Source organism: Ruegeria sp. AG7, from assembly GCF_056541545.1.
Map to the genome: position 1 here is coordinate 364,973 of NZ_JBQFYP010000002.1, position 25,673 is coordinate 390,645.

The 25,673-nt window shown below is 56.6% G+C and carries 22 protein-coding genes; 11 read left to right on the forward strand and 11 right to left on the reverse strand.

The genetic code is table 11. The features are described 5' to 3' along the window. Positions 1 to 579 precede the first annotated feature (579 nt). The 6 genes from ACR0BF_RS04790 to ACR0BF_RS04815 form a co-directional block, all read right to left on the reverse strand. A complete protein-coding gene (locus tag ACR0BF_RS04790) occupies positions 580 to 1,179 on the reverse strand; it encodes a nucleotidyltransferase family protein (protein ID WP_480553321.1) in 600 nt (199 codons plus the stop codon). Between the two features lie 31 nt (positions 1,180 to 1,210). Beyond that, positions 1,211 to 3,628 carry a GcvT family protein gene (locus ACR0BF_RS04795; protein WP_480622470.1) on the reverse strand — a complete coding sequence of 806 codons (2,418 nt, stop codon included), beginning with the start codon at positions 3,626 to 3,628 and terminating at the stop codon, positions 1,211 to 1,213. Positions 3,629 to 3,724: 96 nt separating this feature from the next. Then, positions 3,725 to 5,032, reverse strand: a complete 1,308-nt coding sequence (locus ACR0BF_RS04800) for an HlyC/CorC family transporter (protein ID WP_480622471.1) — start codon at positions 5,030 to 5,032, stop codon at positions 3,725 to 3,727. A 63-nt stretch (positions 5,033 to 5,095) separates the two neighbouring features. Further along, entirely contained in the window at positions 5,096 to 6,052 is a 957-nt protein-coding gene (locus tag ACR0BF_RS04805; protein ID WP_480553326.1) for a site-specific tyrosine recombinase XerD, read from the reverse strand. Positions 6,053 to 6,054: 2 nt separating this feature from the next. Further along, entirely contained in the window at positions 6,055 to 7,575 is a 1,521-nt protein-coding gene (locus ACR0BF_RS04810) for a hypothetical protein (protein ID WP_480624386.1), read from the reverse strand. Next, positions 7,565 to 7,714: a hypothetical protein gene (locus tag ACR0BF_RS04815; RefSeq protein ID WP_267363898.1), complete on the reverse strand. Its 150-nt coding sequence runs from the start codon at positions 7,712 to 7,714 to the stop codon at positions 7,565 to 7,567. Before ACR0BF_RS04815 ends, ACR0BF_RS04810 begins: the two co-directional genes overlap by 11 nt. Before the next feature lie 79 nt (positions 7,715 to 7,793). Between ACR0BF_RS04815 and ACR0BF_RS04820 the strand changes: the two genes are divergently transcribed. Next, entirely contained in the window at positions 7,794 to 8,381 is a 588-nt protein-coding gene (locus ACR0BF_RS04820; protein ID WP_480493332.1) for a shikimate kinase, read from the forward strand. Continuing rightward, complete coding sequence (gene aroB, locus ACR0BF_RS04825; RefSeq protein WP_480624387.1) at positions 8,381 to 9,493, forward strand: 3-dehydroquinate synthase; 1,113 nt, start codon at positions 8,381 to 8,383, stop codon at positions 9,491 to 9,493. The genes ACR0BF_RS04820 and aroB overlap by 1 nt, the downstream gene beginning before the upstream one ends. Before the next feature lie 8 nt (positions 9,494 to 9,501). Here the strand turns inward: aroB and ACR0BF_RS04830 are convergent, their stop codons facing one another. Next, a complete protein-coding gene (locus tag ACR0BF_RS04830; RefSeq protein ID WP_480516792.1) occupies positions 9,502 to 10,572 on the reverse strand; it encodes a site-2 protease family protein in 1,071 nt (356 codons plus the stop codon). An 803-nt stretch (positions 10,573 to 11,375) separates the two neighbouring features. Next, the gene (gene gcvA, locus ACR0BF_RS04835; RefSeq protein ID WP_480604320.1) at positions 11,376 to 12,248 is read right to left on the reverse strand and encodes a transcriptional regulator GcvA; all 873 of its coding nucleotides are present in this window, start codon (positions 12,246 to 12,248) and stop codon (positions 11,376 to 11,378) included. Between the two features lie 122 nt (positions 12,249 to 12,370). On the opposite strand from gcvA, the gene ACR0BF_RS04840 reads away from it, so the two are divergent. Genes ACR0BF_RS04840 through ACR0BF_RS04865 form a run of 6 tightly spaced genes read left to right on the forward strand, consistent with a single transcriptional unit; the run spans position 12,371 to position 19,068 of the window. Beyond that, positions 12,371 to 13,078, forward strand: coding sequence for an SDR family oxidoreductase (locus ACR0BF_RS04840; protein ID WP_480624388.1), 708 nt, complete (start codon positions 12,371 to 12,373; stop codon positions 13,076 to 13,078). A 28-nt stretch (positions 13,079 to 13,106) separates the two neighbouring features. Further along, entirely contained in the window at positions 13,107 to 14,357 is a 1,251-nt protein-coding gene (locus ACR0BF_RS04845) for an NAD(P)/FAD-dependent oxidoreductase (protein WP_480476252.1), read from the forward strand. Between the two features lie 10 nt (positions 14,358 to 14,367). Continuing rightward, positions 14,368 to 15,258 carry a 4-hydroxy-tetrahydrodipicolinate synthase gene (gene dapA, locus ACR0BF_RS04850; protein ID WP_480476250.1) on the forward strand — a complete coding sequence of 297 codons (891 nt, stop codon included), beginning with the start codon at positions 14,368 to 14,370 and terminating at the stop codon, positions 15,256 to 15,258. A 54-nt stretch (positions 15,259 to 15,312) separates the two neighbouring features. Next, the gene (locus ACR0BF_RS04855; RefSeq protein WP_480624389.1) at positions 15,313 to 16,560 is read left to right on the forward strand and encodes an NAD(P)/FAD-dependent oxidoreductase; all 1,248 of its coding nucleotides are present in this window, start codon (positions 15,313 to 15,315) and stop codon (positions 16,558 to 16,560) included. Positions 16,561 to 16,573: 13 nt separating this feature from the next. Next, the gene (locus tag ACR0BF_RS04860) at positions 16,574 to 18,049 is read left to right on the forward strand and encodes an aldehyde dehydrogenase family protein (protein WP_480624390.1); all 1,476 of its coding nucleotides are present in this window, start codon (positions 16,574 to 16,576) and stop codon (positions 18,047 to 18,049) included. A gap of 5 nt (positions 18,050 to 18,054) precedes the next feature. Further along, positions 18,055 to 19,068 carry a proline racemase family protein gene (locus tag ACR0BF_RS04865; protein WP_480624391.1) on the forward strand — a complete coding sequence of 338 codons (1,014 nt, stop codon included), beginning with the start codon at positions 18,055 to 18,057 and terminating at the stop codon, positions 19,066 to 19,068. A 268-nt stretch (positions 19,069 to 19,336) separates the two neighbouring features. Here ACR0BF_RS04865 and ACR0BF_RS04870 read toward each other — a convergent pair whose 3' ends face one another. After that, a complete protein-coding gene (locus tag ACR0BF_RS04870; protein WP_480624392.1) occupies positions 19,337 to 19,825 on the reverse strand; it encodes a hypothetical protein in 489 nt (162 codons plus the stop codon). Between the two features lie 128 nt (positions 19,826 to 19,953). Next, the gene (gene ssb / locus ACR0BF_RS04875; RefSeq protein ID WP_480607910.1) at positions 19,954 to 20,442 is read right to left on the reverse strand and encodes a single-stranded DNA-binding protein; all 489 of its coding nucleotides are present in this window, start codon (positions 20,440 to 20,442) and stop codon (positions 19,954 to 19,956) included. 201 nt (positions 20,443 to 20,643) lie between these two features. On the opposite strand from ssb, the gene ACR0BF_RS04880 reads away from it, so the two are divergent. From ACR0BF_RS04880 to ACR0BF_RS04890, 3 genes are all read left to right on the forward strand, one after another. Then, a complete protein-coding gene (locus tag ACR0BF_RS04880; protein ID WP_267363904.1) occupies positions 20,644 to 21,222 on the forward strand; it encodes a lytic transglycosylase domain-containing protein in 579 nt (192 codons plus the stop codon). 96 nt (positions 21,223 to 21,318) lie between these two features. Next, a complete protein-coding gene (locus tag ACR0BF_RS04885) occupies positions 21,319 to 22,281 on the forward strand; it encodes a LuxR C-terminal-related transcriptional regulator (RefSeq protein WP_480624393.1) in 963 nt (320 codons plus the stop codon). A gap of 130 nt (positions 22,282 to 22,411) precedes the next feature. Next, positions 22,412 to 23,398, forward strand: a complete 987-nt coding sequence (locus tag ACR0BF_RS04890) for an MBL fold metallo-hydrolase (RefSeq protein WP_480624394.1) — start codon at positions 22,412 to 22,414, stop codon at positions 23,396 to 23,398. Positions 23,399 to 23,509: 111 nt separating this feature from the next. Here the strand turns inward: ACR0BF_RS04890 and ACR0BF_RS04895 are convergent, their stop codons facing one another. Beyond that, positions 23,510 to 25,597 carry a dipeptide ABC transporter ATP-binding protein gene (locus ACR0BF_RS04895; protein ID WP_480472418.1) on the reverse strand — a complete coding sequence of 696 codons (2,088 nt, stop codon included), beginning with the start codon at positions 25,595 to 25,597 and terminating at the stop codon, positions 23,510 to 23,512. Between the last annotated feature and the right edge of the window lie 76 nt (positions 25,598 to 25,673).

Here is a 25,673-nt window from a genome sequence, read left to right on the forward strand (position 1 = left end):
CGAAGGCGAATCGGAGGATTGTTGCCAAAACAGACGTCAAACTTTCAAAAAAGTTGAATTTTCATTGTTTTGTTGACAATGCTTTCACTGAACAGTGGGGAAAAATGCTGCTCTTCCAATGGTTGTGGGCGAGTCCGGGAAACTTCGGGCTTGACGCTGTAACTTTGCCGATAGGCAGCTGAATGGGTGCATAAGTTTGCGCTTAATCCCGAATCGATGATACGTGAACCGGACTTGGATCGCCTATAGGTTGAGCAAGCCTTGGTGCTATGTTGCCTAAAAGCCAAATCGAGGCACGCGAAATTAACCTATTCTTCCAATTTTACGTTGTTTCTAAGGATCGGATAAGTGAGGATGAAATTGCCCAAGTGAGGGGAAGCCAAAAGCGCTAGGGGGCGCTGGCGGCTAACTCAGTTACCGGAAGTTTTAGCGGCGTGTTAACGAGGGGGTCTTGTTTAGGTTTAGCGGCTAGGGAACCAGAGTGTCTCTAAGACCTATTGGTCAAACTTTTGGAATTGTGGAAAGTGGTAGTCCTGTATTGGGCACCGGCCCGGTCGATATCGACCGGGCCGTGTTTATTCAAGAAGTACACTTTTTGCGCCAGGCGTCCCAATCTTCCGGCGTATCCAGATCCAAAACCGCGTTTTGGCCGGGCAGGGGTTGCAGGAATACGCCACCTTGTTGTGACCGGACCACCGTCTGCGCGCCGTGATCACCGTGTAATGCCGAAAGCTGACTGAAAAGCGTCCGATCGAAGATCACCGGATGCCCGGGCTTACCATCTGCGGTTGTTCCGCGCCAGATTACATTGTCGGGATGCAACTGGCGTGCTTTCAAGATCGTTCTCAGATCGGTCTGGGTCAGGTCGGGTAAGTCGGCCAGCAAAACCATGACCGAGGGTGCATCAACAGGAAGGTGTTTTATGGCGGTGCGCAAACTGGCATTCATTCCCTCGGCCGCGTCCGGTACGGGAACGGTCTGTACGTCCATTCCTGCAAGAGCATCGTATCTTGGATGCGGGCGCGGTGGCAGGGCGACAAGGACAGGTGCCACGCCACGCGCTAGGGTCGCCGTACGGGTCAGCAGTGGAATGCCATCAATTTGCTGCATAAGCTTGTCCAGCCCGCCCATACGGCTGGAATGACCGGCAGCAAGCAGGATGATGGGGATTTCGGTCATTGCGCCACACTGTTGTCAGTCATGTGTGCTGTCATCCCCTCATGCGTGTGCCATCTGGGTCAAACAAAGGTGTCGAGATAACCTTCGCTTTGCGCATCTGCCCCAGAATCTCGATTTCAACCTCCAGACCATCTTCTATGCGCCCGGACGGCAGAAAGCCCATGGCGACAGATTTCTGCGCAAAATGAGAGTAGCCGCCGGAGGTACAGAACCCAACAACCGAACCATCCAGCCAGATCGGTTCATAGGCGTTGACGTCCGCATCGTCTGTTTCAACCTCGAAGGCTGCCAACTGGCGGATGGTTCCGTTGGCCCGTTCTAATTCCGCTGTATCGCGGCCGATGAAACGGGTGTTTTTGCTGAATGCAATGAACCGATCCAATCCCGTTTCAGCGGCGGTGTAATCCGGCGAATACTCTCGCATCCATGAGCCAAAAAACTTGTCCAGCCGCAGGCTCATCATTGCGCGCATTCCGAACGGAACAATTCCGTGGGGTTGTCCGGCCTCCCACAGCGTCCACCAAAGCTGACGCTGCGCTAAGGGGTCGCAATAGATTTCATAACCAAGATCGCCCGTATAGCTGACACGCTGAACGATACAGTCGGTCATGCCGACAGTCATCCGTCGCACGTTCAGGAAGTTGAAATCCGTCAGGTCGTCTCGTGTGCAGGTCGCCAGAACCTGCGTTGCCTTTGGGCCGGCAATCTGGAAACCGTTCAACCGGTCGCTGATGTTTTTAATTGTTACACCGTCCTGAGCGTTTTGCTGGAACCACCGCATGTGGAAGGCCTGACTGCCATAGGACGCCGTAAGCTGGAATTCAGTGTCACTCAGGCAGGAAACCGTGAAATCGCCGATTAGCTTGCCCTTGTGCGACAGCATCGGGGTCAAAGACAGCCGACCAGGTTTCGGAATGCGACCAGCCATGATCTGGTCCAGCCAGTTCCGAGCATTGGGTCCGGTGATGCGGTATTTGCCGAAATTGTGGACCTCGTTGATACCTACAGCTTCACGCACCGCCCGCACTTCGCGCCCCGTCGCCTCGAACGCGTTCGAGCGGCGGAAGGATGGCGTTTCAAATCCCGGCTCGTCTTCCTGCGCAAAATAGTTTGGCACTTCAAGGCCGTATTGCTGCCCCCAAACCGCGCCAAGATCGCTGAAGATGTCATACATTGGTGTTGTGCGGTTGGGGCGTGCGGCGGGCAGTTCTTCGTTCGGATAGGCAACGCTGAAGCGTTTCTGATAATTCTCGATGACTTTGGGGCGGGTATAACCTGGGCTGATCCAGTCGCCGAAGCGGGCAACATCCATGGCAAACACGTCGCGCTCTGGCTCGCCTTCGATCATCCACTGCGCCAGCGTCAGGCCAACGCCGCCACCCTGACTGAACCCGGCCATGACACCGCAGGCCGACCAGTAGTTGCGCATTCCGGGTACAGGGCCGACCAGCGGGTTTCCATCTGGGGCAAAGGTAAACGGCCCATGGATCACCGATTTTATCCCGGCCTCAGCCAGCACGGGAAAGCGGCGATAGGCGAATTCGATACTGTCGGTGATCTTGTCATAGTCATCGGGCAGCAACTCGTGCCCGAAATCCCACGGGGTGCCGTCTACTGCCCAAGGCTTGCAGGGTTGTTCATAGAACCCGATGCACAGACCACGCCCTTCCTGCCTTAAATAGCTTTCACCCGCCGGATCCATGACATGCGGATGCTCGCCACCCGCATCAATGATCGCTTCGATCTGGGGGATCGCGTCTGTGACAAGGTATTGATGCTCCATCGGGTGCAGGGGGAAATAGACACCCGCCATGGCACCAACTTCGCGTGCCCAAAGCCCGCCCGCATTAACAATGTGTTCGGCATGGATTGTGCCTTTGTCGGTGACGACATCCCAGCTTCCATCGGGGCGCTGGTTGGTTTCACGCACCATGCAATGGGTTTCAATCGTAGCGCCGCCCATTCGCGCGGCCTTGGCATAGGCATGGGTGGTGCCTGACGGGTCCAAATGACCATCCAGCGGATCGTAAAGAGCGCCGATAATTCCGTCGATGTTCGTAATGGGCGCGATCTTTTTGATTTCTTCCGGGCCGACGATTTCTGTCTCAAGCCCCATGAACCGATGCTTGGCGCGTTCGGCCAGCAGCATATCAAACCGGTCCTGATTGTCGGCCAGTGTCACACCGCCCACGTGGTGCAGGCCACAGGACATGCCGGTGATCTGTTCCAGTTCTTTATACAGCCTGATCGTGTAGCCCTGTAGCGCCGCCATGTTGGTGTCGCCGTTGAGGGTGTGAAACCCGCCTGCTGCATGCCAGGTCGAGCCGCTGGTCAGTTCGGACCGTTCCAGCAACATGACGTCCGACCACCCAAGCTTGGTCAGGTGATAAAGAACCGAACACCCGACAACGCCGCCACCAATGACGGCCACCTGGCATGTGTTTTTCATCCGCTCCTCCTTTTCTGGTAGGACGGTGCAGATCAACGATTAAGCATTCTGTCATACGAGCGACAGAGCGCGTCGTTTTTGTCTTGCGTCCAAACCCTATAAGGGCCGCACTTTCAGGGCTGTGATACGATTGCCTTCGCGTGCTGTGACCTCAAACCGGAAGCCATGGAACGAAAATACTTGCCCAACAACCGGGATCATCTGGGCTTCGTGGATGACCAGACCAGCAAGAGTGTTGGCCTCTTCATCCGGTAGCGACCAGTCCAGCGCACGATTGGCGTCACGAATGGTCATCGCGCCTTCGACAAGGAATTGGCCATCATCCGTCCGCATGACCGGCACCTCTTCGGCGATATCGAATTCATCGGCGATTTCGCCCACAATTTCTTCGAGAATATCCTCAAGCGTGATCAGGCCACGCAATGAGCCATATTCGTCTACGACCAGCGCAAAATGAGCGTGCATTCGCAGAAACTCGCGCATCTGGTCATCCAGAGTTGTGGTCTCTGGAACGAAATAAGGGGCATTCGCGACTTTGCCGATGTCAAAGCTGGCCAGACGGTCGGTGCCGCCGTCGCTGCTGCCAGCCTGTGCATACATCGCGCGGAACAAATCCTTGGCGTGAACAACGCCAACAATGTTCTCCTGCTCGTCCCTGAAAACAGGCAGACGAGTGTGAGGGCTTTCAAGACATTGCCTCAGGATAGCTTCGGGTGGGGCGTTCGCATCGATCATCTCGATGTTGGAACGGTGGAGCATGATCTCTTCCACCGTGCGGTCGCCCAGATCCAGCGCGCCGAGGATGCGGTCGCGATCTTCTTTTTCAACAACCCCTTCTGAATGGCCCAGTTGCAGGGCGCCTGCGATTTCTTCGCGCACGGCCAGAATGTTGCTGTCAGGATCGATCTGAACTCCGAACAAACGCAATACGCCACGCACCAGCAACCGCACGGCTGCGACGACAGGCGAAAATACCGTCACGACCACGCTGATGATCGGCGCAACGGCCGCAGCGGCCTTTTCGGAATTGGTGATGGCGTATGTCTTGGGCAGAACTTCGGCAAAGATCAGCACCAAAAAGGTCATGACCAGTGTCGCCAATGCCACGCCGCTTTCGCCAAAAAGACGTGTGAACAACGCCGTCGCCAGTGACGCAGCTAGAATGTTGACGAGGTTGTTGCCCAGCAGAACCGACCCGATCAGACGTTCGTTGTCGTCGGTGATTTCCAGCGCCTTTTTAGCCCCGCGCGATCCCTTGTCGGCCTGAGCGCGCAGTTTCCCCCTTGATGAGGCGGTCAGCGCCGTTTCCGAGCCCGAGAAAAATCCGGACAGGATAAGCAGAAACAGGATAGCGCCGGTCGTAAACCAGAATGCGCCGTCGATCATAGAAGGTAAGGGTTCCATTGGTCCTTGATAGGTTAGTGTACTGCATCCGTTATGGGGACGTCGCTCCGCTGGATCAAGGTCTTAGCCTTTGTCCTCATTGCGGTCTTTGCTCAGCGGGTGATGTTGCAACACCAGTTCCGCCAGACGTTCATCCAGAACATGCGTATAGATTTCGGTCGTCGCCACGTCTGCATGACCCAATAACGTCTGGATCGATCTCAGATCAGCACCATTGGCCAGCAGATGCGTAGCGAATGCATGGCGCAGCGTGTGTGGTGTGACTTTTTCAGAAGAAACACCGCCGCGTACAGCCAGCTCTTTCACCAGCAAAAAGAACCTGTGCCGTGTCAGATGACCGGACTTACCGCGTGATGGGAACAGAAAGCGCGAGCGCTGAGCGCCTTTTTCCACGGCCAAATCCTCGGCCTCGTCCCGCGCGGTCAGCCACGCGGCCAGCGCATCCCGGGCCGGGGGCGACAGGGGGACCATTCGCTCCTTCCCCCCTTTGCCCAGCACCAGCAGCATCCGGGGATCGCCACGGGCCGAGGAGACTGGCAGGGAGACAAGTTCAGTCACCCGCATTCCGGTGGCGTACAAAACCTCCATCAGGCAGGTGTTTCTTAGCCTGTCAGCTTCGGTTCTCCCGGTTTTTCGGGCGGCCTCCAATAAACGATCAACTTCGGGCACATCCAGCGTCTTGGGCAGCCGTTTCTGCCGGCCGGGACCTTTGATCTGAATGGCAGGATTGGCTGCGCGCCAGCCTTCCTCGAAGGCAAACCGGTACAGCTGCTTTATTGCAGACAAACGCCGCGCGCGGGTCGAACGTGACAAGCCCTGTGCATCGCAGTCGATCAGGTAGGCTTCGATCAGGTCGCGATCTGCCTGATCAAATCCGGATTTCTTGCGGTCCAGCCATTCGGCAAAATCTTTCAGGTCGCGCCCATAAGCCAGCAGCGTATTGGTCGCAGCGCCAAGCTCTGCCGCCTGCGCCTGCAAGAACGTTGAAATCCACAGTGCATCTGATGCCGGAGAGCCCATGATCAACGCTTTTGCAGGATCAAAAGGGACAGGGCCGCACGTCGCGCGGTGTCTTCCAGCCCAACGCGCCGAAATGTTGCAATTGCCGCTGTCAGGTCCACCAGATTGCCCCGCGCGCCATGTGCAAACAATTGCATGGCTTCAATTATGGCTTCGCCCAACTGACCGTTGGTCAGCAACGCATCAATGTCGCCTGGCACAGGCGCTGCCCATTCGAACCCCTGAGCGACGGCATCAGCCAAAGGGGACGGGGACACCGCGCGCCCGGGGTCACCTTGTGCCAAAGCGGCAAGAAATCGGGTTTCGTTGGATGTGTCGGGCGCTGCCAAGGCGGCCTGTTCGTAAAGCCCCGACAGCATCAGAATACGCCAGCGCAGGATTTCGGTGGTGGCAACCGGCAATGTGACAGACGACAAGCGCTCGGCGAACAGTTCGGCAAACGGAACCTCAAGCCCGACACCGCGCATCTGTTGCCAGACCGGTTGCAAAGTCTTTCCGATCGCTTCCGCGTTCCCGGTGTCTAACGCGCTTTCAAAACGCTGAACGGCGGCCACCCGATCCCAGACAGCACCTGAGGCTGCCGGATCACGCTCGGTATAAAGGCCCAGCAGCTGATTGGGGGTTAATGCGCCAATACGGGTAAGCCGTTCCGCTGCTTCGATCTGTGCCTTCCAACCCGCGACATCGCGCAGATCCGCATTGGCAAACGCCCGCGGCAGCGGAGCGGAAGGAAGCCGTTCGCCAATTGCCTCAAACAAACGGAACGTCAGGGCATCAGGGTTTTCCGGCTGCGGCAGGTAAGCTGCGCCTTCATACAGTTCCGGGCTGAGGAAACGGTCCAGAACCGCCAGATCCTCGGGTGGAAGGATTTCAAGCGCATGTGCCGCCTCAAGCGTCAGCGCAGCCGAAGCCCAATCCCCGCGGCGGGCCTTGCAGAAGATCTGAGCCGCATAGTCCCGCGAAAGATACGGTTCGGCAATAAGGGCGGTACAACTGCGATCCTCGTCCCCGGTCAAGAGCGTCGCATCGAACCAGCGCTTGAACCGGTCCTGCGTGTCAGTGGGTCCGGCCAGTTGAACAAGCGATTGTGCCGGATCAGCGGCACCCAGTTGCATCAACCGATCCAGCCGGGCCAGCAAAAGGGTTTCTTCGGCCAGAGGTCCCGACGGCGCGCGGGTTTCAGACAAGAGCAACGTGAACAACAAACGCTGCATGGCCGGGTTGTCACGCACGTGGACGTCGGCGATCAGTTCGGCCAGGCGATCCGCCTCGCTGCCCTGCCAAAGGTCGACGGGCAGACCGGTGACAGAGGACGAAACAAGGCCCAGCGGCTGCGATAGTGCCTCAAGCGAAGTCACCTCAATTTCCGGCAATGCGCCATCTTGCGTAACCGGTGGTTCCAGCAGAACGGTTCCCGGCAGGTTTTCCGGCGGGTCTGTCAGCCATTCGATGGCGGATAAGGGTTCCTGCGCATGTGCCGACCCGGCCAGTGTGATTGCCAAAAGCAGTTGCTTAGTTGACATCCAGTACAACCGGCTCGCGAATTTCACTTTGAGGCGCAGAGAAATCCACACCAAAGAATGGACCGACATAGGCATAGGCAACCAGCCCGATGAATGTCAGGCACAGAACATATATCAGGAATTTGATCAGACGGCTCATGGCGTCACGCTGCCTCAATTTTTGGTTTTGACCAAGTTATAACTGGCATTTTTCCCAAGATCACGTCATTCACGGTGAAATGAGCGAAATTAAGCATAACACGCACTCAGCGGACGCGCAGACCCGATTTGCTCTGCACAAAACCGTGGTTCTGGTGGGGATGATGGGGGCTGGTAAGACAGCCGTGGGCCGCGCCTTGGCTGCGCGTCTGGGTGTTCCATTTCTGGATAGTGATGCCGAAATCGAATCAGCCGCCAACATGACCATCCCCGAAATCTTTGAGCGGGACGGGGAGCCGTTTTTTCGCACCAAGGAAACACAGGTCATCAGCCGCCTGCTGGACGAGAAAAAAGGCATCCTTTCAACGGGTGGCGGGGCGTTTCTTCAGCCCGACAACCGGCGTATGATCACCTTGCGCGGGGCGTCTGTCTGGCTGCGGGCAGACCTGAAAGTTTTGTGGAGCCGAGTTCGCCACAAGGACACGCGCCCGCTGCTGCGCACTGCTGATCCTTATGCGACATTGAAAGCCCTCTACGAGGCGCGTGTTCCGGTTTACGCGGAGGCAGATTTGATCGTGGATTCGGATGGTGAAACTTCGATCGAGAATATGGTGGACCGGGTTGTCGACGCCTTATTGGCGCGCCCTGATGTTTTGGAAATCAGATAATGCATCAAAGAGTACACGTTGAACTTGGAGACCGGTCGTATGACGTTGAGATCGGTCCGGATCTTCTGGCGCGCGCAGGCGATTGGATTGCACCGCTATTGGCGCGCCCCAAGGTGGCCGTCCTGACAGATGAGAACGTAGCTGGCCTGCATCTGGACGCACTACGTGCGGGTCTGAAAGCCGCCGGAATCGAAATGTCCGCGCTGGCCTTGCCAGCCGGGGAGGCGACCAAAAGCTGGCCTCATTTCGAACGCGCGGTTGAGTGGCTGTTGGCTGAAAAGGTTGAACGCAGCGACGTTGTTGTGGCCCTTGGTGGCGGCGTAATTGGTGATCTTGCCGGCTTTGCCGCAGCCGTCCTGCGCCGAGGTGTTCGGTTCGTGCAAATCCCCACGTCTTTGCTGGCGCAGGTCGACAGCTCCGTCGGAGGGAAAACAGGGATCAACGCCCCTCAGGGGAAGAACCTTATCGGCGCTTTTCATCAGCCATCGCTGGTTCTGGCCGATACATCTGTGTTGCAGACCATGACCCAGAGGGATTTTCTTTCAGGGTATGGCGAGGTGGTGAAATACGGCTTGCTTGGGGATGCGGAATTCTTTGAATGGCTTGAGGCGAACGGGCAAAGCGTGTCCTCGGGCGACTTGGCCGCGCGGGTGCGTGCCGTAACCCGCTCGGTTCAGATGAAAGCCGATATCGTGGCCCGGGACGAAACCGAACAAGGCGACCGCGCCCTGCTGAATCTGGGACACACCTTCTGTCATGCCTTGGAGGCTGCCACTGGTTATTCGGACCGTCTTTTGCATGGCGAGGGCGTGGCCATCGGCTGTGCACTTGCGTTCGAGCTTTCGTCCCGCCTTGGGCTGTGTTCACAAGAAGATCCAAGCCGGGTACGCGCTCATCTGCGGGCAATGGGTATGAAAACGGATCTGGCTGATATTCAGGGCGAATTGCCAAGTGCCGAGCTACTGGTGGATCTGATGGGGCAGGACAAAAAGGTCGTGGACGGCCAGCTGCGGTTTATCCTGGCCCGCGGAATTGGTCAGGCTTTTGTGACCTCGGATGTGCCGAAGGATGCGGTTTTATCGGTTCTGTCGGACGCTCTCGCCCCGGTGTGACGCAGGGGTTAACGACCCTGAATGACCATCAGCTCGCCGATGTTTTCGCGGGTTATGTAACCGATCATACGACCGCCATGGCTCAGAACTGCAATCGCCGGCGCACCATTGTGCAGGTGTTCCAGTACGTCCTCAAGGCCGGTTGTGAGCAAGACTGTGGGAACGTCAGCATCCATGATCGAGGTCGCGGGCGCAGTTCTGGGCTGGTCGCTTGCCAGAGCGGTGAACAGGCGATCGCGTGTCACAAAGCCCAGCAAAGTGTGATTTGGGTCCAGTACCGGAAACTCGTGCTGTGTGGTGTGAATGACGGCTTGCGCAGCTGTGCTTAGCGTATCGCTGGGGGACAGGGCATGAAATTCAGTGATCATCGCGTCACGAGCCAGAACACGGCGGACCGCGGATCGCAAAGCGACATCCTGGCTTTCTGCATTCGCTGCAAAGAACACGAATACGGCGATCAATACCAGAATTGGATTGCCGGAGCTCAGCCCTAGAAATCCAAACCCGACAGCGACAATCTGGCCACCAACCGCTGCAATTCGGGTGGCTTTGACGCGATTCATGCGCAAACAGAGAAGGGCGCGAAAAACGCGGCCTCCATCCATTGGGAAGGCCGGGATCAAGTTGAAGATGGCCAAAAGCAGATTGATATAGGCCAGCTTGTCCAAAATCCTCACATTTGGTGATTCCAATTGCGCGAGGGTCTCAAGCGGCATCCCTGCACCAAGCACGGCAAGGCCAATGAAGATAGCGATATTCACTGCCGGACCCGCAAGCGCCACCAGAACCTCTTGCATCGGTTTTTCCGGCATTCTCTCAAGTCGGGCCAGGCCACCGATGGGCAGAAGGGTGATGTCGGGGGTTTTGATACCATAGCGCCGCGCCATAAGAGCGTGACCGAACTCATGCGCGACAACGCAGGCAAACAGGGCCAGAACAAAGAGAAGGTTCTCAATCGCGGCTGGCAGGCCACCGGTCGAGAATGCGGCAAAACCGACCCAAGCCAGCAGCAGAAAAAAGGTGACATGGACCCTCAGTTCGGAACCGAGCAATCGGCCGAGAGAGAAGGACCATGTCATATTGTTACTCCGCTTTGGTTAGAACGGTTGTGTTGACCATGATAAGTGTAAACTGTGGCAGTGGTCATGATTTCAAAGGTTATAGCGGCTCCAGTTCTCTCCGCTCGGAGCAGCGATGTAAACTTTGACCGGAAATTCTGCGAAAATGCCACTGAAAGTTTACAATCTTGAAGCAACTGTGGCACCAGCTGAAAAAGCTCAGCTTTGTACGCCAAAGCTCTTTGCGTCAATTTCGGTTCACACAGCATCCAAATCACCCAACCTGTCTTGGGACTTCTCGATGTACCCTAAAGTCGACCATAATCAAGCAACCTTCGGTTTTGCTCAACAGAAGTATGGGGTGGCACTATAACGACCATCGCGTACCCCCTTTGAACTCGTCGATTCCTCCGCCAACTGTAGGTTTGAGTAACTCCTTGCACTGCGGCGCATGACAATGCGGGGAAAATTCGTTTATATTTTCAAAAACTTTGCACTCGTTTCGACCATAACTTAGCGCTTCAATTTTCAGAAGTTTTTCGCATGTAGCAAGCGTTCGTGATCGACGAAGTTCGCCCCTCCTATCGAAACTTCCGAAAGAGGCGATCCCGCACATAGCCGTCGTTCGACCTTGATCACCATCGCTGCCGTGCGGCTCATCAGAGGAGACATTCGCTGCGCGAGCAAAGCTCGAAGACAGGCGGAGTTCAGAAGAGCGAACAATGCTGTCGATTGCAAAGAAGGTGAGAAAGTCGGGGAACCATCGCGCGCCACAATTGCTTTAGAACGAAACGGCGGACATGAGTGCTCTTCCGCCCTGCGACCTACGCTTGTTCCTTCAACCAATTCCTGACTGTTGCCACAACTTCAGGTTTCCTGGGGGCTCGAGGGGCCACCACGTAATATCCCTCTTCCGTCGTCACCGAGAAATCGAACGGCTGGCAAAGCCGGCCAGATTGAAGATCAGCTTCGACAAATTCCCGGTTCGTCAGCGCCACGCCTTGTCGGGCAATTGCAGCATCAATCGCGAGCGACGTTTGGCTGAACGCCATTGTCTTGAGAGCCGAAACAGGCTGATCGCCAAGTGCGGCTTCGAGAAACAGGGGCCATTGGCCATGAGTGTCTTCCAGCAGTACCTGGGTCAACAGGTCTTGTGGGGAACGGATCGAGTTCGAGCCATCGGCAAGGTCCGGATGGCAGACCGCAATCAGCTCTGCATTGAACAGCAGCTCCGCCAGAAGGCCCGGCCCGAAGGGGGGCTTGCCCTGACGGATCGCAATGTCGACTCCATCTGTCTGGAAATTCGCAAGCGCGTTCGATGCGTCCATGCGAACGCGAATCTCGGGGTGATCCAGGGCAAGTGTCCCCAGTTTTGGCACCAGCCACTTTGTTGCAAAAGAGGGGGTTGAGCTGATTGTCACCACGGTGTCCTGAGGCGACAGATTGGCTGTTGCTTCGGCCATCATCTCGAAGGCGCGGCGGATCGGGGGAAGGTATTTCCGGCCTTCATCCGTCAATGACAATCCGCGGGCTTGTCGTTCAAACAGTTTGATTTTCAACAACTCTTCAAGCGCGCGCACCTGTTGCGCAACGGCACCCTGGGTGACACCAAGCTCTTCCGCCGCAAGCCGGAAATTTAGATGACGCCCCGAAGCCTCGAAAGCCTTCAAAGAGTTCAATGGTGGTAGCTTGCGCATGTTACTTGCTCCAAGGGAGTAGAATTTCTACAGCGTTAAGACAGAATTACTGATTGGTCAAATGCTGTGATAGGCCCGATGTTGGACCCAGACGGATACAACGAGGTTCACGGAGACGGAAAATGGCTGACAAGAAAGTAGCGATCATTATGGGCGGCGGCAGCGGCATGGGAGCAGACAGCGCCCGTCGGCTTGCGGCTGACGGCTTCAATGTCGCCATTCTGTCTTCGTCGGGCAAGGGCGAGGCTCTGGCACAGGAATTGGGCGGTATCGGCGTGACCGGCACCAACAAATCCAGCGCGGACATGCAGAAGCTCGTCGATGCGGCCATAGAGAAATGGGGTCGCGTCGATGTGCTGGTCAACTCGGCCGGTCACGGTCCGCGGGCGCCGGTGCTGGAAATCAGCGACGACGACTGGCATGAAGGCATGGAGGTTTACTTCCTGAACTCTGTACGTGCCACGCGGATTGTAGCGCCGATTATGCTTGAACAGAAGTCGGGCACGATCATCAACATCTCGACCTTTGCCGCGTTTGAACCCGATGCGGTTTTCCCGACCTCGGGCGTGATGCGAGCGGGGCTTGCGGCCTATACCAAGCTGTTTGCGGACAAATACGCCGCCGACAACGTTCGTATGAACAACGTCTTGCCGGGCTTCATCGACAGCCTGCCGGAAAACCCGGATTTCCTGGCGAAGATCCCAATGGAGCGGTACGGCAAATCGTATGACGAAGTTGCCGCGACCGTGGCTTTCCTGGCCTCGGAAGGCGGCGCCTATATAACTGGCCAGAACATCCGCGTGGATGGCGGCATTACACGCTCGGTCTGATCCGAGTTCCAGCGCGAAAGACAAAATCATGAAACCGACTTCGAAAGACTCCTCTTGGGAGATGGATCTCCCTGTGTTTTCAGCAACCCCGAAGCATGATGCCTATGACGTCGTGATTATCGGCGGTGCCACGATGGGGGCCTGCACTGCGTGGTTTCTGGCCTCGAATCCTGACTTCAAGGGCAAGGTTCTTGTGGTTGAGCCCGACCCGACCTTCTCAAAGGCCCAGACCGGGGCCTCGAACAACTGCATGCGCCAGCAGTTTGCCAACCCAATCAACGTGAAGATTGGGCAGTACGCGGCAGAGTTCGTGCGCGATTTTCGCAAAAACCTGGGCGGTGACCCGAAGGTGCCCGAACTCAGCATCCGCAACTTCGGTTATCTCTATCTCTCTGACTCCCCGGATTTGACCAAGGTTCTGCAACGGGACCAAAGCGTTCAGGAGGAATGTGGTGCAGGCACCAAAATGGTGGCGCCCGAAGAGATTGCGGCAGCGTATCCGTTCTACAACCTCGATGACATCGAAGCGGGCAGCCTGAACACCGTCGACGAAGGCTATTACAACGCCCCTCTGATGATCGAATGGCTTATCAAAAAGTCGGTCGAAGGCGGTGTCGACTATGTTCAGAACACAGTCACCGCGATCACGCGCGACCGCAACAAGGTAACCGGCGTGACCCTCGCCACAGGCGAAGTCATTGCGGCGGGCGCCATCGTCAATGCCGCAGGAACCCGTGCCGGAACGATCGCCGGTATGGCCGGTGTCAAACTCGATATTCAAGCCAAGCGGCGCTATACGTTCATTTTCCGCGCCAAAAAACCGCTGGATCGCGACCTGCCCCTGACCATCGACCCGACAGGCGTGCATTTCCGACAATTCGGCGATGATTACCTGGTTGGCTGTCCGCCTCTGGGCGAGGATGCAACCGTCGACCCAGACGACTTTTCGGCAGAGGAAACCATCTGGGAAGACAAGGTTCACCCGATCATCCGCAACCGTATTCCACAGTTCAAGGATGTTGAAGTCATCGACTATTGGATTGGGCACTACGATTTCAACACGTTCGATTTCAACGTGGTGATAGGTCCGCATGACGAGGTGTCGAATTTCCATTTTACCAACGGATCATCAGGGCATGGATCGCAACAAGGCCCCGCAGTAGGTCGGGGTGTCGCCGAGCAAATCATCTATGGCGAATTTCGTTCGATGGACCTGTCACCGTTTCTCTATGAGCGCTTTGCCAAAGGCGAACGCGTCATCGAACGCGCCGTAATCTGAGGAAGTTGATATGAGCTACAATGTGAAACTCTCGGGTGTCATGCCCGCCTTGGTCACACCGTTTGATGCGGCGAACAAGATCGACTTTGACGCCTTCGAAACCCTCCTGACCCATTTCCGGGATGCGGGCGTGACGGGCTGGGTGCCAAATGGCTCGACCGGCGAATATTTCAGCCAGTCGACCGAGGAACGGCAGCAGGTTCTGCAATTCGTCAAGGAGTTCGCCAACGATGACGAGATTCTGATCGCCGGCACCAACGCGCCCGCTACACGGCAAGTGATCGAACAGACCGCCATGGCCAAGGAGATCGGCTATGACAACGTGCTGTTGGCGCCGCCTTTCTACACCCGTCCGACGCAGGACGAACTGATCAGGCACTATGAAACTGTGCTGGCCGAGGTTGATGTGAATCTGGTGCTTTACAGTTACCCGGCCAAGGACGGCAGCGATATCAGTTTCGAGCTGATGGATCACTTCGCAGACAACCCGCGTGTCATCGGAATCAAGGAGAGCTCGGGTGTGTTGCAGCGCGCAATCGATATTGCCACTCGGTATGAAGGCAAGATCCAACTGATCTCAGGCTCGGACGACATCGCTTTGGACTTTATGTTCTGGGGCGCGGACAGCTGGATTTGCGGCCCGTCGAATTTCCTGGCCAAAGCCTGCTGCGATCTGGATCGCGCCTACAAGGCGGGTGAGCTGACCAAGGCAAAGGAAATCATGGCCAAGCTTTACCGTGCGATGAACATCCTCGAAAGCGGCAAGTTTGTGCAAAAGATTAAGTATGGTTGCGAACTGCAGGGCTTGCCGGTGGGCGAATGCCGTGCACCTCTGGGTCCGCTGACCAATGAAGAAAAGGCCGCTTTGAAAGAGGCGTTGGAGCCGATCCAGGCCATGTGACTCTTGTGCTTGGGGTGGCCGCCGCCCCAAGTCCAGCATTTTAGGTAGCGTGCCATGAGCACATCAACTGCAACAACCACAATTGTCATCGGGGCCGGAGTGATCGGCGCCGCCATCGCCTATGACCTGCAGAAGCGAGGGCGAAACGTGACGCTGATCGACCGGGACGCTCCCGGTTCAGGTGCATCCTTCGGCAACATGGCGTCGATTGCGGTGAGTGAATTCATGCCCGTGGCGCGCCCCTCGACATGGAAGCAGATTCCCGGCTGGATGATGGACCCGGAAGGACCGATCCGGGTCAGTCCGCGCTACATGCCGCGTCTGATCCCTTGGTTCATCCGCTTTTTGGCTGCAAGCCGCCCGTCCACTGTTAGGCGATTGGAAGCGGCGGGCGCGGCGCTTTGTCAGCATTCATTGGCGGACACGCAGAGCCTGATGGCCGAAATTGGCATGGAGGAGCAGCTGTCGCAAACAGGGTGCCTATCCCTTTACGCCAATGAGGCCGAGTTCCAGGCTGACCGCGAACGCATCGATATGTTGGAACGGTTTGGCTTCGACTATGAGGTGTTGGACGCCGCGGCCATCCGTATTCTCGAGCCGGAAATTACCCATCAGATAACCAAAGCCATCCTACTGCCAGACAATCGAACTTTGGCGGATCCCTTTAAGTTCGTGGAGCGGCTTGTAGAGCGTTTCGAAGGCTTGGGCGGTATCGTACGCCGCGCTGATGTGACCGGATTTGAACGCAGCGCCCGGATAACCGGTGTTCAATTGGGCGTCGCGCGTCTGCAAGCAGACGAAGTGGTTCTTTGCGCGGGCGCCTTCACATCGCGGCTCTCTAAGCTTTTGGGTGAACCAATGCCCCTGGAGACTGAGCGTGGCTACCACACCCAGATGCTGGCGCCGGGGATCGACATGGCGCATTCCATCATTTGGCCTGCAAAAGCCTTCATGGTCAGCCCGACGGCAGGCGGCATTCGAGTGGGTGGTACAGTTGAAATGGCGGGCCTTGACGCCGCCCCGGATTATCGCCGTGCCAAGATCACAGTGCGTCGGGCGCGTGAGGCCTTGCCAAACCTACAAGTCGAAGACTTCACCGAATGGATGGGCCACCGACCGGCCTTTCCCGACACGATTCCGGTCATGTCAGCGTCGGCCAAGACCCCGGGCGTGTTCTATGCCACAGGGCATGGGCATCTGGGGCTTACCTATACTGCGACTTGCGCTCATCTGATGGGCGACCTGATTACGGGAAGTCGGCCAGCCATCGACATGTCCCCATACCGAATTGACCGTTTCTGAAGGAAATCAAGCCATGCAAAATCAGCTGTTCATAAATGGCGAGTGGGTTGCGCCCGCATCTGGCCAAATGTTCGACGTGGTCGACCCCTCTGACTGCACTGTGTTTCATCGGGTTGCGGCTGGCAGTGCCGTCGATGTGGATGCTGCAGTGAAAGCCGCTCGCACAGCTTTCGACAAGGGGCCGTGGCCGCGGATGAGCGGCGCAGAACGTGCCGCCATCTTGCGCAAAATGGGCGACGAGATCACCGTCCGCACGGATGAACTTGCGCGCATCGAAGTGCGTGACAACGGCAAACCTTTACCCGAGGCTGTTTGGGACATCGAAGACACCGCAGGGTGCTTCAATTTCTACGCAGACTTGGCGGAGCGGTTCGACAACAATTCCGAAGAAGAAATCATCCTGCCGATGGATGAGTTCAAATCCAAAGTTGTCAGAGAGCCGATAGGTGTGGCTGGAGCAATAATCCCGTGGAACTTCCCGATGCTCATGGCCGCATGGAAAGTGGCACCGGCATTGGCAGCAGGATGTTCGATGGTTTTGAAGCCGTCGGAATTGACGCCGCTTACGGCACTGGAACTGGGTGTGATCGCGCAAAAAGCGGGGCTGCCAGAGGGTGTGTTGAACATCGTGACCGGCTTTGGCCCTGACGCAGGCCAACCCCTCACCGAACATCCGGGCGTCGACAAACTGGCGTTTACGGGCTCGGTGCCGACCGGTTCCCGCATCATGGCCACCGCCGCGCGGGACATCAAAACCATCTCGCTGGAGCTGGGCGGTAAATCCCCATTGGTGGTGTTCGAGGATGCCGATATCGCCGAGGCGGTTGAATGGATCCTGTTCGGGATTTTCTGGAATCAGGGCGAAGTCTGCTCGGCCACCAGCCGGGTTCTGATCCACGAAAAAATCTACCCGGAACTGATGGAGCGGCTGATCACCGAGACCTGCAAGATCAGGATCGGGCATGGGCTGGATGACGGTGTTTTGCTTGGACCTCTGGTCAGCCCATCGCAGCACGACAAGGTGTTGGCGGCCATCGCGAAGGGCGAGACCGAAGCCACCCTCGTCACCGGAGGCGGTGTGCCGGAGGGGTTGGAATATGGCTGCTATGTCGAGCCCACCATCTTCACTGATGTGCCAACAGACGCTTGGATCTGGAACGAGGAAATCTTTGGTCCGGTGGTCTGCATCCGCCGGTTCTCAACTGAAGAAGAGGCCGTGGACCTGGCCAATGGCTCGCGCTTTGGTCTGGGCGCGGCGGTTCTGTCCAATGATCTGGACCGTGCAGAGCGCGTTGCGCGCGCCTTTCGCGCCGGGATCGTCTGGATAAACTGCTCGCAGCCGACGTTCACCGAGGCGCCCTGGGGTGGCTACAAACAATCGGGGATAGGCCGGGAACTGGGGGAATGGGGGTTTAACAACTACCTCGAGACCAAACAGATCACCACATATGACCGCTCGGCCCCCTGGGGCTGGTACATCAAGGAGTAAGGCACATGCGCTGGAAACGCACGCTGCAGACCGTCGATGTTCATTGTGCAGGGGAAATCGGGCGGGTCATCACCGGGGGCTTTCTGAACATTCCCGGTGACACCATGGCAGCCAAGCTGGCCCATATTAACGAGGTCGATGACAGCCTGCGCCGCTGGCTCTGCTCCGAACCGCGTGCGGCGGCAAATCATTCCTTTGTATTGATCCCCCCGGCCTGTCATCCGGAGGCAGATTTCGGGATGATCGTGCTTCAAACAGATCAAGCCCATGCCATGTCCGGCTCAAATTCCATGTGTGCCGTGACCGCCATCTTGGAAACCGGAATGATGGAGATGGTTGAACCGGAAACCGTGGTGACATTGGATACCGCCGCCGGGCTGGTGCGGGCGACAGCGACGTGCCGGGACGGCAAGGTCACGGGTGTCAGCCTGGACATGCCAGCCTCGTTCGTGGCCGCTTCTGACGTGGTTGAGACCGAGCGCTGGGGCCCTGTGGCCTTTGACCTGTGCTACGGCGGCGTGTTCTATGCCTTGGTTGATGTGGATCAGGTTGGCATGACGATTGCCCCGGAAAACGCGCGTGCCCTTGCCGAAGCGGGGGTTGTTCTGCGCGACCAGATTGCCGAAATAACAGATGTCGTACATCCTGAGATCGCCGAGGTGCACGGGCTCGCCTATGTCATGTTCCGCTCGCGAGAAGAGGACGGGGCGATGCGCCATTGCACGACCCTGAAACCGGCGCGCGCCGACCGGTCGCCCTGTGGGACCGGCACCAATTCTACGATGGCGGTGCTGCACGCCAGGGGAGAGATTGCGAAAGGCGATCAGATCACCACCAGGTCGATAATCGGCGGGGAATTTTGCGCCGAACTGATGGGAGAGGCACAAATCGGCCCTTACCAGGGAAGCCAGGTGCGGGTGACCGGGCAGTGCTGGATCTATGGCATGTCCCAGATCGGGTTGGACCCTGGTGATCCCTTCCCAGGCGGATTTATCCTGTCAGACACTTGGGGCGGTTGACGCACATCAGCCGAGGGCGACTTTTCGAATACCGCCTTTCGCCGCGCGCAGCATTGTGCGAATTGGGCTTCTTGCAGTCGTTGGCGCAGGTACAGGATCAGATCGTAGTTAAATCTTGCTGGGATGAGGACGGCCCAAAACGGTCACTCGTTGGACCCTCCCATTCTGCGGTACGGCCCCCAAATCCGGACTTTCGCTGCAGTTGCAAGTTTCATAATTGACCGGGTCGCGTGATTGCGGGACAGAGCCTTAAATCGCGGCGACTGCACTAACGTCGGTTTTGGTGAATTTGGTAGCGTCGCGAGTGCTTGTGCTCATTCATCAGCCATTGGATGTAGCCAGATGCATCCAGGAGATACTGCCTTGTCGTTTGCCCTGCATTCACACGCTTGGGCGGAAAAGAGCTTTTCCTCAGCAACTCCGAGTTTCGAAAACCCGTGACATTCGTTTCTTTGGTTGTTCGGATATTTTCTGGAATCTCAAGATATCCCCGGAGGCTGGCAATGCGGATGTGATCGAAGTCTTCGTGATTCTGAATCGCAATTTCAATTCGTCTGCCAAATTCGCTCATTGACCATTTTTCGACCTTGCGAATGGTTCTGAGAATGTTCTGTTGCGTGTTGAACCTTCGGCCAGCTCCACGAACCATCGTCAAATTGTAAATCAACGGCGCGATGAGGGGCACGCCGTTGTCGTCCAGGAGCATTGGTAAAGGCGAACCTGATCCGAGCTTGATGGTCTGGATTCTCAGCCTCATAATTTACGCTTTCAAATGGTCAGTCATAATTTGAAAAGCTTAGGGCACTAAAAAAGGGCTGGCAAGCGCCAGCCCTTTGTTTTGATTTGTAAAAACGGTAAGATTTTACGCTATCGACATGGTCAACGTCAGAACGGAATCTCGTCATCGTCGATTCCGCCCGAGGCTGGTGCCGCAGAGCTGGAAGGACCGCCATAGGGGTCATCGTAACTGCCACCGGCCTGGCCACCACCATAACCGCCGCCGCTGCCGCCACCGCCTTCACCACGACCGTCCAGCAGGGTCAGTTCCCCGCGATAGGGGCGTAGGACAACCTCGGTCGTATACCGATCCTGACCGGATTGATCCTGCCATTTGCGGGTTTCCAGCTGGCCTTCGATATAAACCTTGCTGCCCTTGCGCAGATATTGCTCGGCGATGCGGGCCAGCGGTTCCGAGAAGATGGCAACCGAATGCCACTCTGTCCGTTCGCGCCGCTCACCTGTGTTGCGGTCTTTCCAGTTCTCCGAGGTGGCAATGCGCAGGTTGCACACTTTGCCGCCGTTCTGGAACGACCGGACCTCGGGGTCGCGGCCAAGATTTCCCACCAGAATGACCTTGTTGACTGAACCCGCCATGTAAATCCTCGTTCTGTTCTGCGTAAATGCGCCGAATCTGACGCAATGAGTTTCGTGAGACCCTATACGGCCTGCATCATGGTTGAAAACAGTTGATACAACACTGTCGAACAAGAGTCTTACTGTACTATTTACCAAGCTTTCATTTTTTGCGGGAATACCTATACTCCCACTGGTTTTGATCGAGCAGGATAAGCAAAGATGCGTTCTTGGGTTGCTGGGTTTTCCGTTGCCTGCCTTGTATTGGCCGTTGCGCCGGTGCAGGCACAAACATTGTCCAGCAAAAGCCGCAAGGATATCTTCCTGAAACAGGCGAAGGTTCTGGATTCTCGTGCGGCAACCCAGTACCGCGACTCGGCCCGGCTGAAACCCAAAACAACGCGTGATCAGGTCAGCAAACGGTATTCAGGAAAATATCGTGGAGAATATCTGGAAATCGCACGGCGTGTTGCTCGCCTTCACAACATCCCTGAAGATCTCTTTTTGCGTCTGGTGCAGCAGGAAAGTGGATGGAACCCACAGGCGAAGTCACATAAAGGTGCGTTGGGATTGGCGCAGCTTATGCCACAAACGGCCGAGCTTTTGGGCGTAAACCCGCATGATCCCAAGCAGAACCTCGAAGGCGGTGCCAGATATCTGTCTTGGCAGTACCGCAAGTTCAAATCGTGGCCTTTGGCGCTGGCGGCCTATAACGCGGGTCCTGATGCGGTTGAAAAGCACGGTGGGATCCCGCCATACAAGGAAACCCAGAACTACGTGAAGGTTATCTGGGGCGGCTGAAACTGATGCTGCGCTGCAGAGTGTCGTATTCTTGATTCAGTGCAACGCCTCCAACTAACCTGACAGGGTATCGCCCAGTAACTGGTGAGGCCCATTATGCCTGCTGATCATCCGCAGATTCCCAAAGAAACGCTGGCAAACTGGCAGCAACTTGTTGATCTGGTCGCAGAAATGGCCGACGTGCCCGCAAGCCTGATCATGAAAACCGATGCGCCGGAACATGCGGTTTTGATCACATCCGATCACCCCGAGAATCCATATCCGGTCGGTCTGAGTTTCCAGTTGAACCCCAAGCTATACTGTAAGGGTGTTCTGGAGCGTGACGGAGAGTTGGTGGTCGAAGACGCCAAATGTGATCCGGTTTGGGCGGACAACGACGACCTGGAACACGGAATGACCTTTTACATCGGCTTACCGCTGAAATGGCCCGATGGATCGGTGTTCGGCACAATCTGTGTTCTGGACCGTAAACAGAACCGGCGAGCCTTGTTATTCCGTGAGGGGTTGGCGCAGTTCGCGCGCATGGTCGAGTCGGATTTGGCTTTGTTGCAAGAGGTTTATCTGAGACGCGCGTTGGAAGAGAAACTGAACGAAACACTTGCCCAGCTTGAAACGCGTGTTTCGGATCGAACCCGAGAGCTGCAGGAGACGAACACAGCGTTGCGCGTATTGCTCTCAAGTCTCGACGATGACCGCAAGAACCGGGATCACGAAATCGTCGAGCAGGTTCGCAGCAGAGTTTTGCCGTATCTTGAAAAGGTTCGGGCGCAGCTTTCAGGGGATGAGGCGCAGTTTGTCTATCTTGAGCTGGCCGAGAAGAACCTGAACGAGATCACGTCTTCGCTGTCTGACAAGTTGACGGATGCCTTTGCGGCAATGACCCCGACAGAAATGGAAATTGCTCAGATGGTCATGTTTGGGAGAACCACGAAGGACATAGCCAAGGCCCTGTCCCGAGAGACGTCGACAATTGATTTTCACCGCAACAACATTCGCCGAAAACTTGGACTTGAGGGCCGGGATAAAAACCTGCGCAGTCACTTGCTCTCGATTTCGTGAATGTCGAATATGGGGATTGCCCCCATATTCCACCCCTATTTTTTCGGTCTGAGCCGATGTGCTTTAGCTTGTTACCCTTTGAGATGAGGTGCGAAAAAAAGGCGCACGTCCAACAGAGAGGTACATAGATATGGATCGCAAGGATCTGAAGCCGACCATCCTGAAAGGGGACAGGGATCATCTGGCACCGGGCTTGTCTCGGCGGTCATTTTTCATGGCGGCAGGTGCTGCCGGTGTTGGCGCGACCGCTTCAGTGCTGGGGGCGAAACCGGCCGAAGCGCAATCGCAAGCCTGGTTGCAGCCAGGGAACAATAACCATGTGATTGACCTGCAGGGATCGACGGGTCAGGCCAGTGCCGGAGTTGTCGGTATCGATTATTATGGCCATTGCGCCATCAAGATCACCTCGCCCAACGGCGCAACGGTCCTGTTTGACCCCTGGCGTGATGACCCGTCGGGCGCGTGGGGGCTTTGGTTCCGCAATGAATTCCCCCAGATTCCGGTAGACATTACCCTGTCGACCCACGCGCATTTCGATCACGACGCGATCGAACGCCCAAGCTCGACCATGGTGCTGGACAGGATGGTGGGCAATTTCGAATTCGCCGATATCAGGATCACCGGTTTTGCTGATAAACATGCCTGCGTGGCGCCGGGGTGGTACAACTGGACCAATGCACTGGCCGAGTTTGGGGTCGATGCCTGCCCACCGAACAATGTGGGTCATATGGATATGGTGGTCTATCTGGTGGAAACAGGCGGCATTCGTACGCTGATCTGGGGTGACAATCGTCATAACCCGCCGCAGGAGTTTTGGGACGCCGTCGGACAGGTCGATGTTCTGACCCTGCCGGTAGACGGCTCGCAACATATCCTGAGTTTCGATCAGGGTAATGACATCGTGGCCAAGCTAAAGCCCAAGATCATTATCCCAACCCATTACCTGAACGAAGTCACGTCTTACACGCTGACCACGCTGCAATCTGCGGACGAGTGGGTAAAGGGGCAGAAAAGCTATCAGATGCTTGACAGTGCCAGCCTGAAACTGGAGGCCGGAGAGATTTCAGGCATGGATCAGGAGTTCATGCATTTCGGCAACAACGTCATGACCGGCTGAGAGTCTTGTAGGGAACCACCACTCACAAGCGTCGCCTGTCTCCTCGTGACACGCGGCGCTAACAGAAAGGGCCGGTCAACGACCGGCCCTTTCCAGTGAAGATCCGCAAACCTATTCAGCCGCGACTTTGATCACGGGTTGCATCCGTGCCAGCACCTCTTCGGACAAGTGGCACTTTACCTGATGACCCTCGGCCAATGTCTGCACTGGCGGTACATGCGACTCACAGCGGCCGTCAGGCACTTCGGACTTCCAGCGACACCGTGTCTGGAACGGGCATCCCGGTGGCGGGTTCATGGCCGAAGGGATATCACCCTCCAGTACGATGTGCTGCTTTTCGACCGATGTATCGGCGATGGGAACAGCACTCAGCAGCGCTTCGGTATAAGGGTGGTAGGGGGGTGCAAAAACCTGGTCGGTTGTGCCCAACTCGACCACGTGGCCCAGATACATCACCATTACCCGGTCGCTGAGGTATCGCACGATGGAAAGGTCATGGCTAATGAACAGCAACGTGGTTTTGTGCACGCGCTGAATTTCCATCAGCAGGTCGGTCACCGCAGCTTGCACCGAAACGTCCAGCGCCGATACAGGCTCATCGGCCACCACGATGCGCGCATCACCAGCAAAGGCGCGCGCGATACCAACGCGTTGCTTCTGGCCACCTGACAGCTGACGCGGCATCCTGTCTGCAAAGGCGCGCGGAAGTTTCACCAGATCCAGCAGTTCCAGCATCCGCTTCTTGCGATCGGCCTCGGAATTACCAACACCGAAGATCTCCAATGCCCGGATGATCTGGCGCCCGACGGTCATCGACGGGTTCAGCGTGTCGAACGGGTTCTGAAACACCATCTGAACTTCACCAACGGTCTTTGCGTCACGCTCTTCTATGGGCACTTGTTCGATATTGCGGTTGTCCAGAAGGATCTGCCCGTCCGTGGCCGTCTCAAGACCCATCAAAACTTTGGCGAACGTGGATTTGCCGCAACCGGATTCGCCCACAATGGCCAACGTCTCGGATTCATGCGCCTCGAAACTGAGCGTTTCGTTTGCTTTCACAACCTTCTTTTCGCCACCGCCGAACAGGGCGTTTGCCGCAACCTCATAGTATTTTTTGAGGTTGTCCATCTTCAGAACGACCCTGCCGATCTCACCTTTCTCTTTCTGTTCACCCACCGTGATCGGTGCGTTCCAGTCGATCTCTTTGAATTTCAGGCAACGGGTATGGTGCCGGTCATTTCCGGGCACTGCCTCCATCAGGATGTCCTTGGCGTCACAGCGACCCTCTTCGAAATAGTCGCAGCGCGGGCCGAAATTACAACCAGGGGGCCGCTCATGGGGTAGAGGAAAGTTCCCCGGTATAGCCACCAGCGGGCGCGAATTCTTGTCGGCCCCCGGCAGCGGGATCGACCGGAACAGGGCCTGCGTGTAAGGATGCTGCATCTCATCAAACACATCCTTGATCGAGCCGCGCTCGACCGCCTCACCTGAATACATCACGCAAAGCCGGTCGCAGGTTTCCAGAACCAGACCGAGGTTGTGCGAAATGAACAGCATCGAGGTGCCGTATTTCTTGCCCAGATCCTTCACCAGCTCGACCACGGCAGCCTCAACCGTCACGTCAAGTGCCGTTGTTGGTTCGTCAAGGATCAGCAGCGCCGGTTTCGACATCAAGGCCATCGCGATCACGATGCGCTGCTGTTGACCGCCTGACAGCTGGTGCGGGAACGAGTTGAGCATTCGCTCGGGGTCCGGCAGGCGCACATCGGTGACAACTTCCAGAGCGCGCGAATACGCTTCTTCTGCGCTGACGCCCTCGTGAATCATGGGCACTTCCATCAGCTGCTTGCCGATCTTCATCGCCGGGTTCAGCGAGGCCATCGGCTCCTGATAGATCATCGCGATCTCATTGCCGCGTATGTCGCGCAATTCATCTGAACTCATTTCCGCCAGATCACGACCCTTGAACTTGATCGTACCGCCAACGATGCGACCGTTTTTACCAAGGTCCTGCATGACGCCCAGCGCCACCGTGGATTTACCGCAACCAGATTCACCGACCAGACCAACAGCTTCACCGGGTTGCACACTGACAGAGAAATCCATCACGGCCGGAATTTCCCGCAGGCGGGTAAAGAAGGAAATCGACAGCTTGTCGATCTCAAGGATCGGGCCGTCATAATCCGCCATCTTGCTCATCTTGTATCTCCTCACCAGATCGAGGGGATCCTCTTCATCTGGCTAAAAATATCTCGGGGGGTCCGGGGGGCTGGCC

Bases quoted from the DNA above. Each gene is read 5' to 3' on its own strand.
- ACR0BF_RS04805 (WP_480553326.1), bottom strand. From the start codon at position 6,052: ATGGGCTCTCCGGCATCAGATGCACTGTGGATTTCAACGTTCTTGCAG.
- ACR0BF_RS04800 (WP_480622471.1), bottom strand. From the start codon at position 5,032: ATGGAACCCTTACCTTCTATGATCGACGGCGCATTCTGGTTTACGACC.
- ACR0BF_RS04855 (WP_480624389.1), top strand. From the start codon at position 15,313: ATGAGCACATCAACTGCAACAACCACAATTGTCATCGGGGCCGGAGTG.
- ACR0BF_RS04820 (WP_480493332.1), top strand. From the start codon at position 7,794: ATGAGCGAAATTAAGCATAACACGCACTCAGCGGACGCGCAGACCCGA.
- ssb (WP_480607910.1), bottom strand. From the start codon at position 20,442: ATGGCGGGTTCAGTCAACAAGGTCATTCTGGTGGGAAATCTTGGCCGC.
- ACR0BF_RS04790 (WP_480553321.1), bottom strand. From the start codon at position 1,179: ATGACCGAAATCCCCATCATCCTGCTTGCTGCCGGTCATTCCAGCCGT.
- ACR0BF_RS04840 (WP_480624388.1), top strand. From the start codon at position 12,371: ATGGCTGACAAGAAAGTAGCGATCATTATGGGCGGCGGCAGCGGCATG.
- ACR0BF_RS04870 (WP_480624392.1), bottom strand. From the start codon at position 19,825: ATGAGGCTGAGAATCCAGACCATCAAGCTCGGATCAGGTTCGCCTTTA.
- gcvA (WP_480604320.1), bottom strand. From the start codon at position 12,248: ATGCGCAAGCTACCACCATTGAACTCTTTGAAGGCTTTCGAGGCTTCG.
- ACR0BF_RS04795 (WP_480622470.1), bottom strand. From the start codon at position 3,628: ATGAAAAACACATGCCAGGTGGCCGTCATTGGTGGCGGCGTTGTCGGG.
- dapA (WP_480476250.1), top strand. From the start codon at position 14,368: ATGAGCTACAATGTGAAACTCTCGGGTGTCATGCCCGCCTTGGTCACA.
- ACR0BF_RS04845 (WP_480476252.1), top strand. From the start codon at position 13,107: ATGAAACCGACTTCGAAAGACTCCTCTTGGGAGATGGATCTCCCTGTG.
- ACR0BF_RS04815 (WP_267363898.1), bottom strand. From the start codon at position 7,714: ATGAGCCGTCTGATCAAATTCCTGATATATGTTCTGTGCCTGACATTC.
- ACR0BF_RS04885 (WP_480624393.1), top strand. From the start codon at position 21,319: ATGCCTGCTGATCATCCGCAGATTCCCAAAGAAACGCTGGCAAACTGG.
- ACR0BF_RS04830 (WP_480516792.1), bottom strand. From the start codon at position 10,572: ATGACATGGTCCTTCTCTCTCGGCCGATTGCTCGGTTCCGAACTGAGG.
- ACR0BF_RS04860 (WP_480624390.1), top strand. From the start codon at position 16,574: ATGCAAAATCAGCTGTTCATAAATGGCGAGTGGGTTGCGCCCGCATCT.
- ACR0BF_RS04810 (WP_480624386.1), bottom strand. From the start codon at position 7,575: ATGTCAACTAAGCAACTGCTTTTGGCAATCACACTGGCCGGGTCGGCA.
- ACR0BF_RS04890 (WP_480624394.1), top strand. From the start codon at position 22,412: ATGGATCGCAAGGATCTGAAGCCGACCATCCTGAAAGGGGACAGGGAT.
- aroB (WP_480624387.1), top strand. From the start codon at position 8,381: ATGCATCAAAGAGTACACGTTGAACTTGGAGACCGGTCGTATGACGTT.
- ACR0BF_RS04880 (WP_267363904.1), top strand. From the start codon at position 20,644: ATGCGTTCTTGGGTTGCTGGGTTTTCCGTTGCCTGCCTTGTATTGGCC.
- ACR0BF_RS04895 (WP_480472418.1), bottom strand. From the start codon at position 25,597: ATGAGCAAGATGGCGGATTATGACGGCCCGATCCTTGAGATCGACAAG.
- ACR0BF_RS04865 (WP_480624391.1), top strand. From the start codon at position 18,055: ATGCGCTGGAAACGCACGCTGCAGACCGTCGATGTTCATTGTGCAGGG.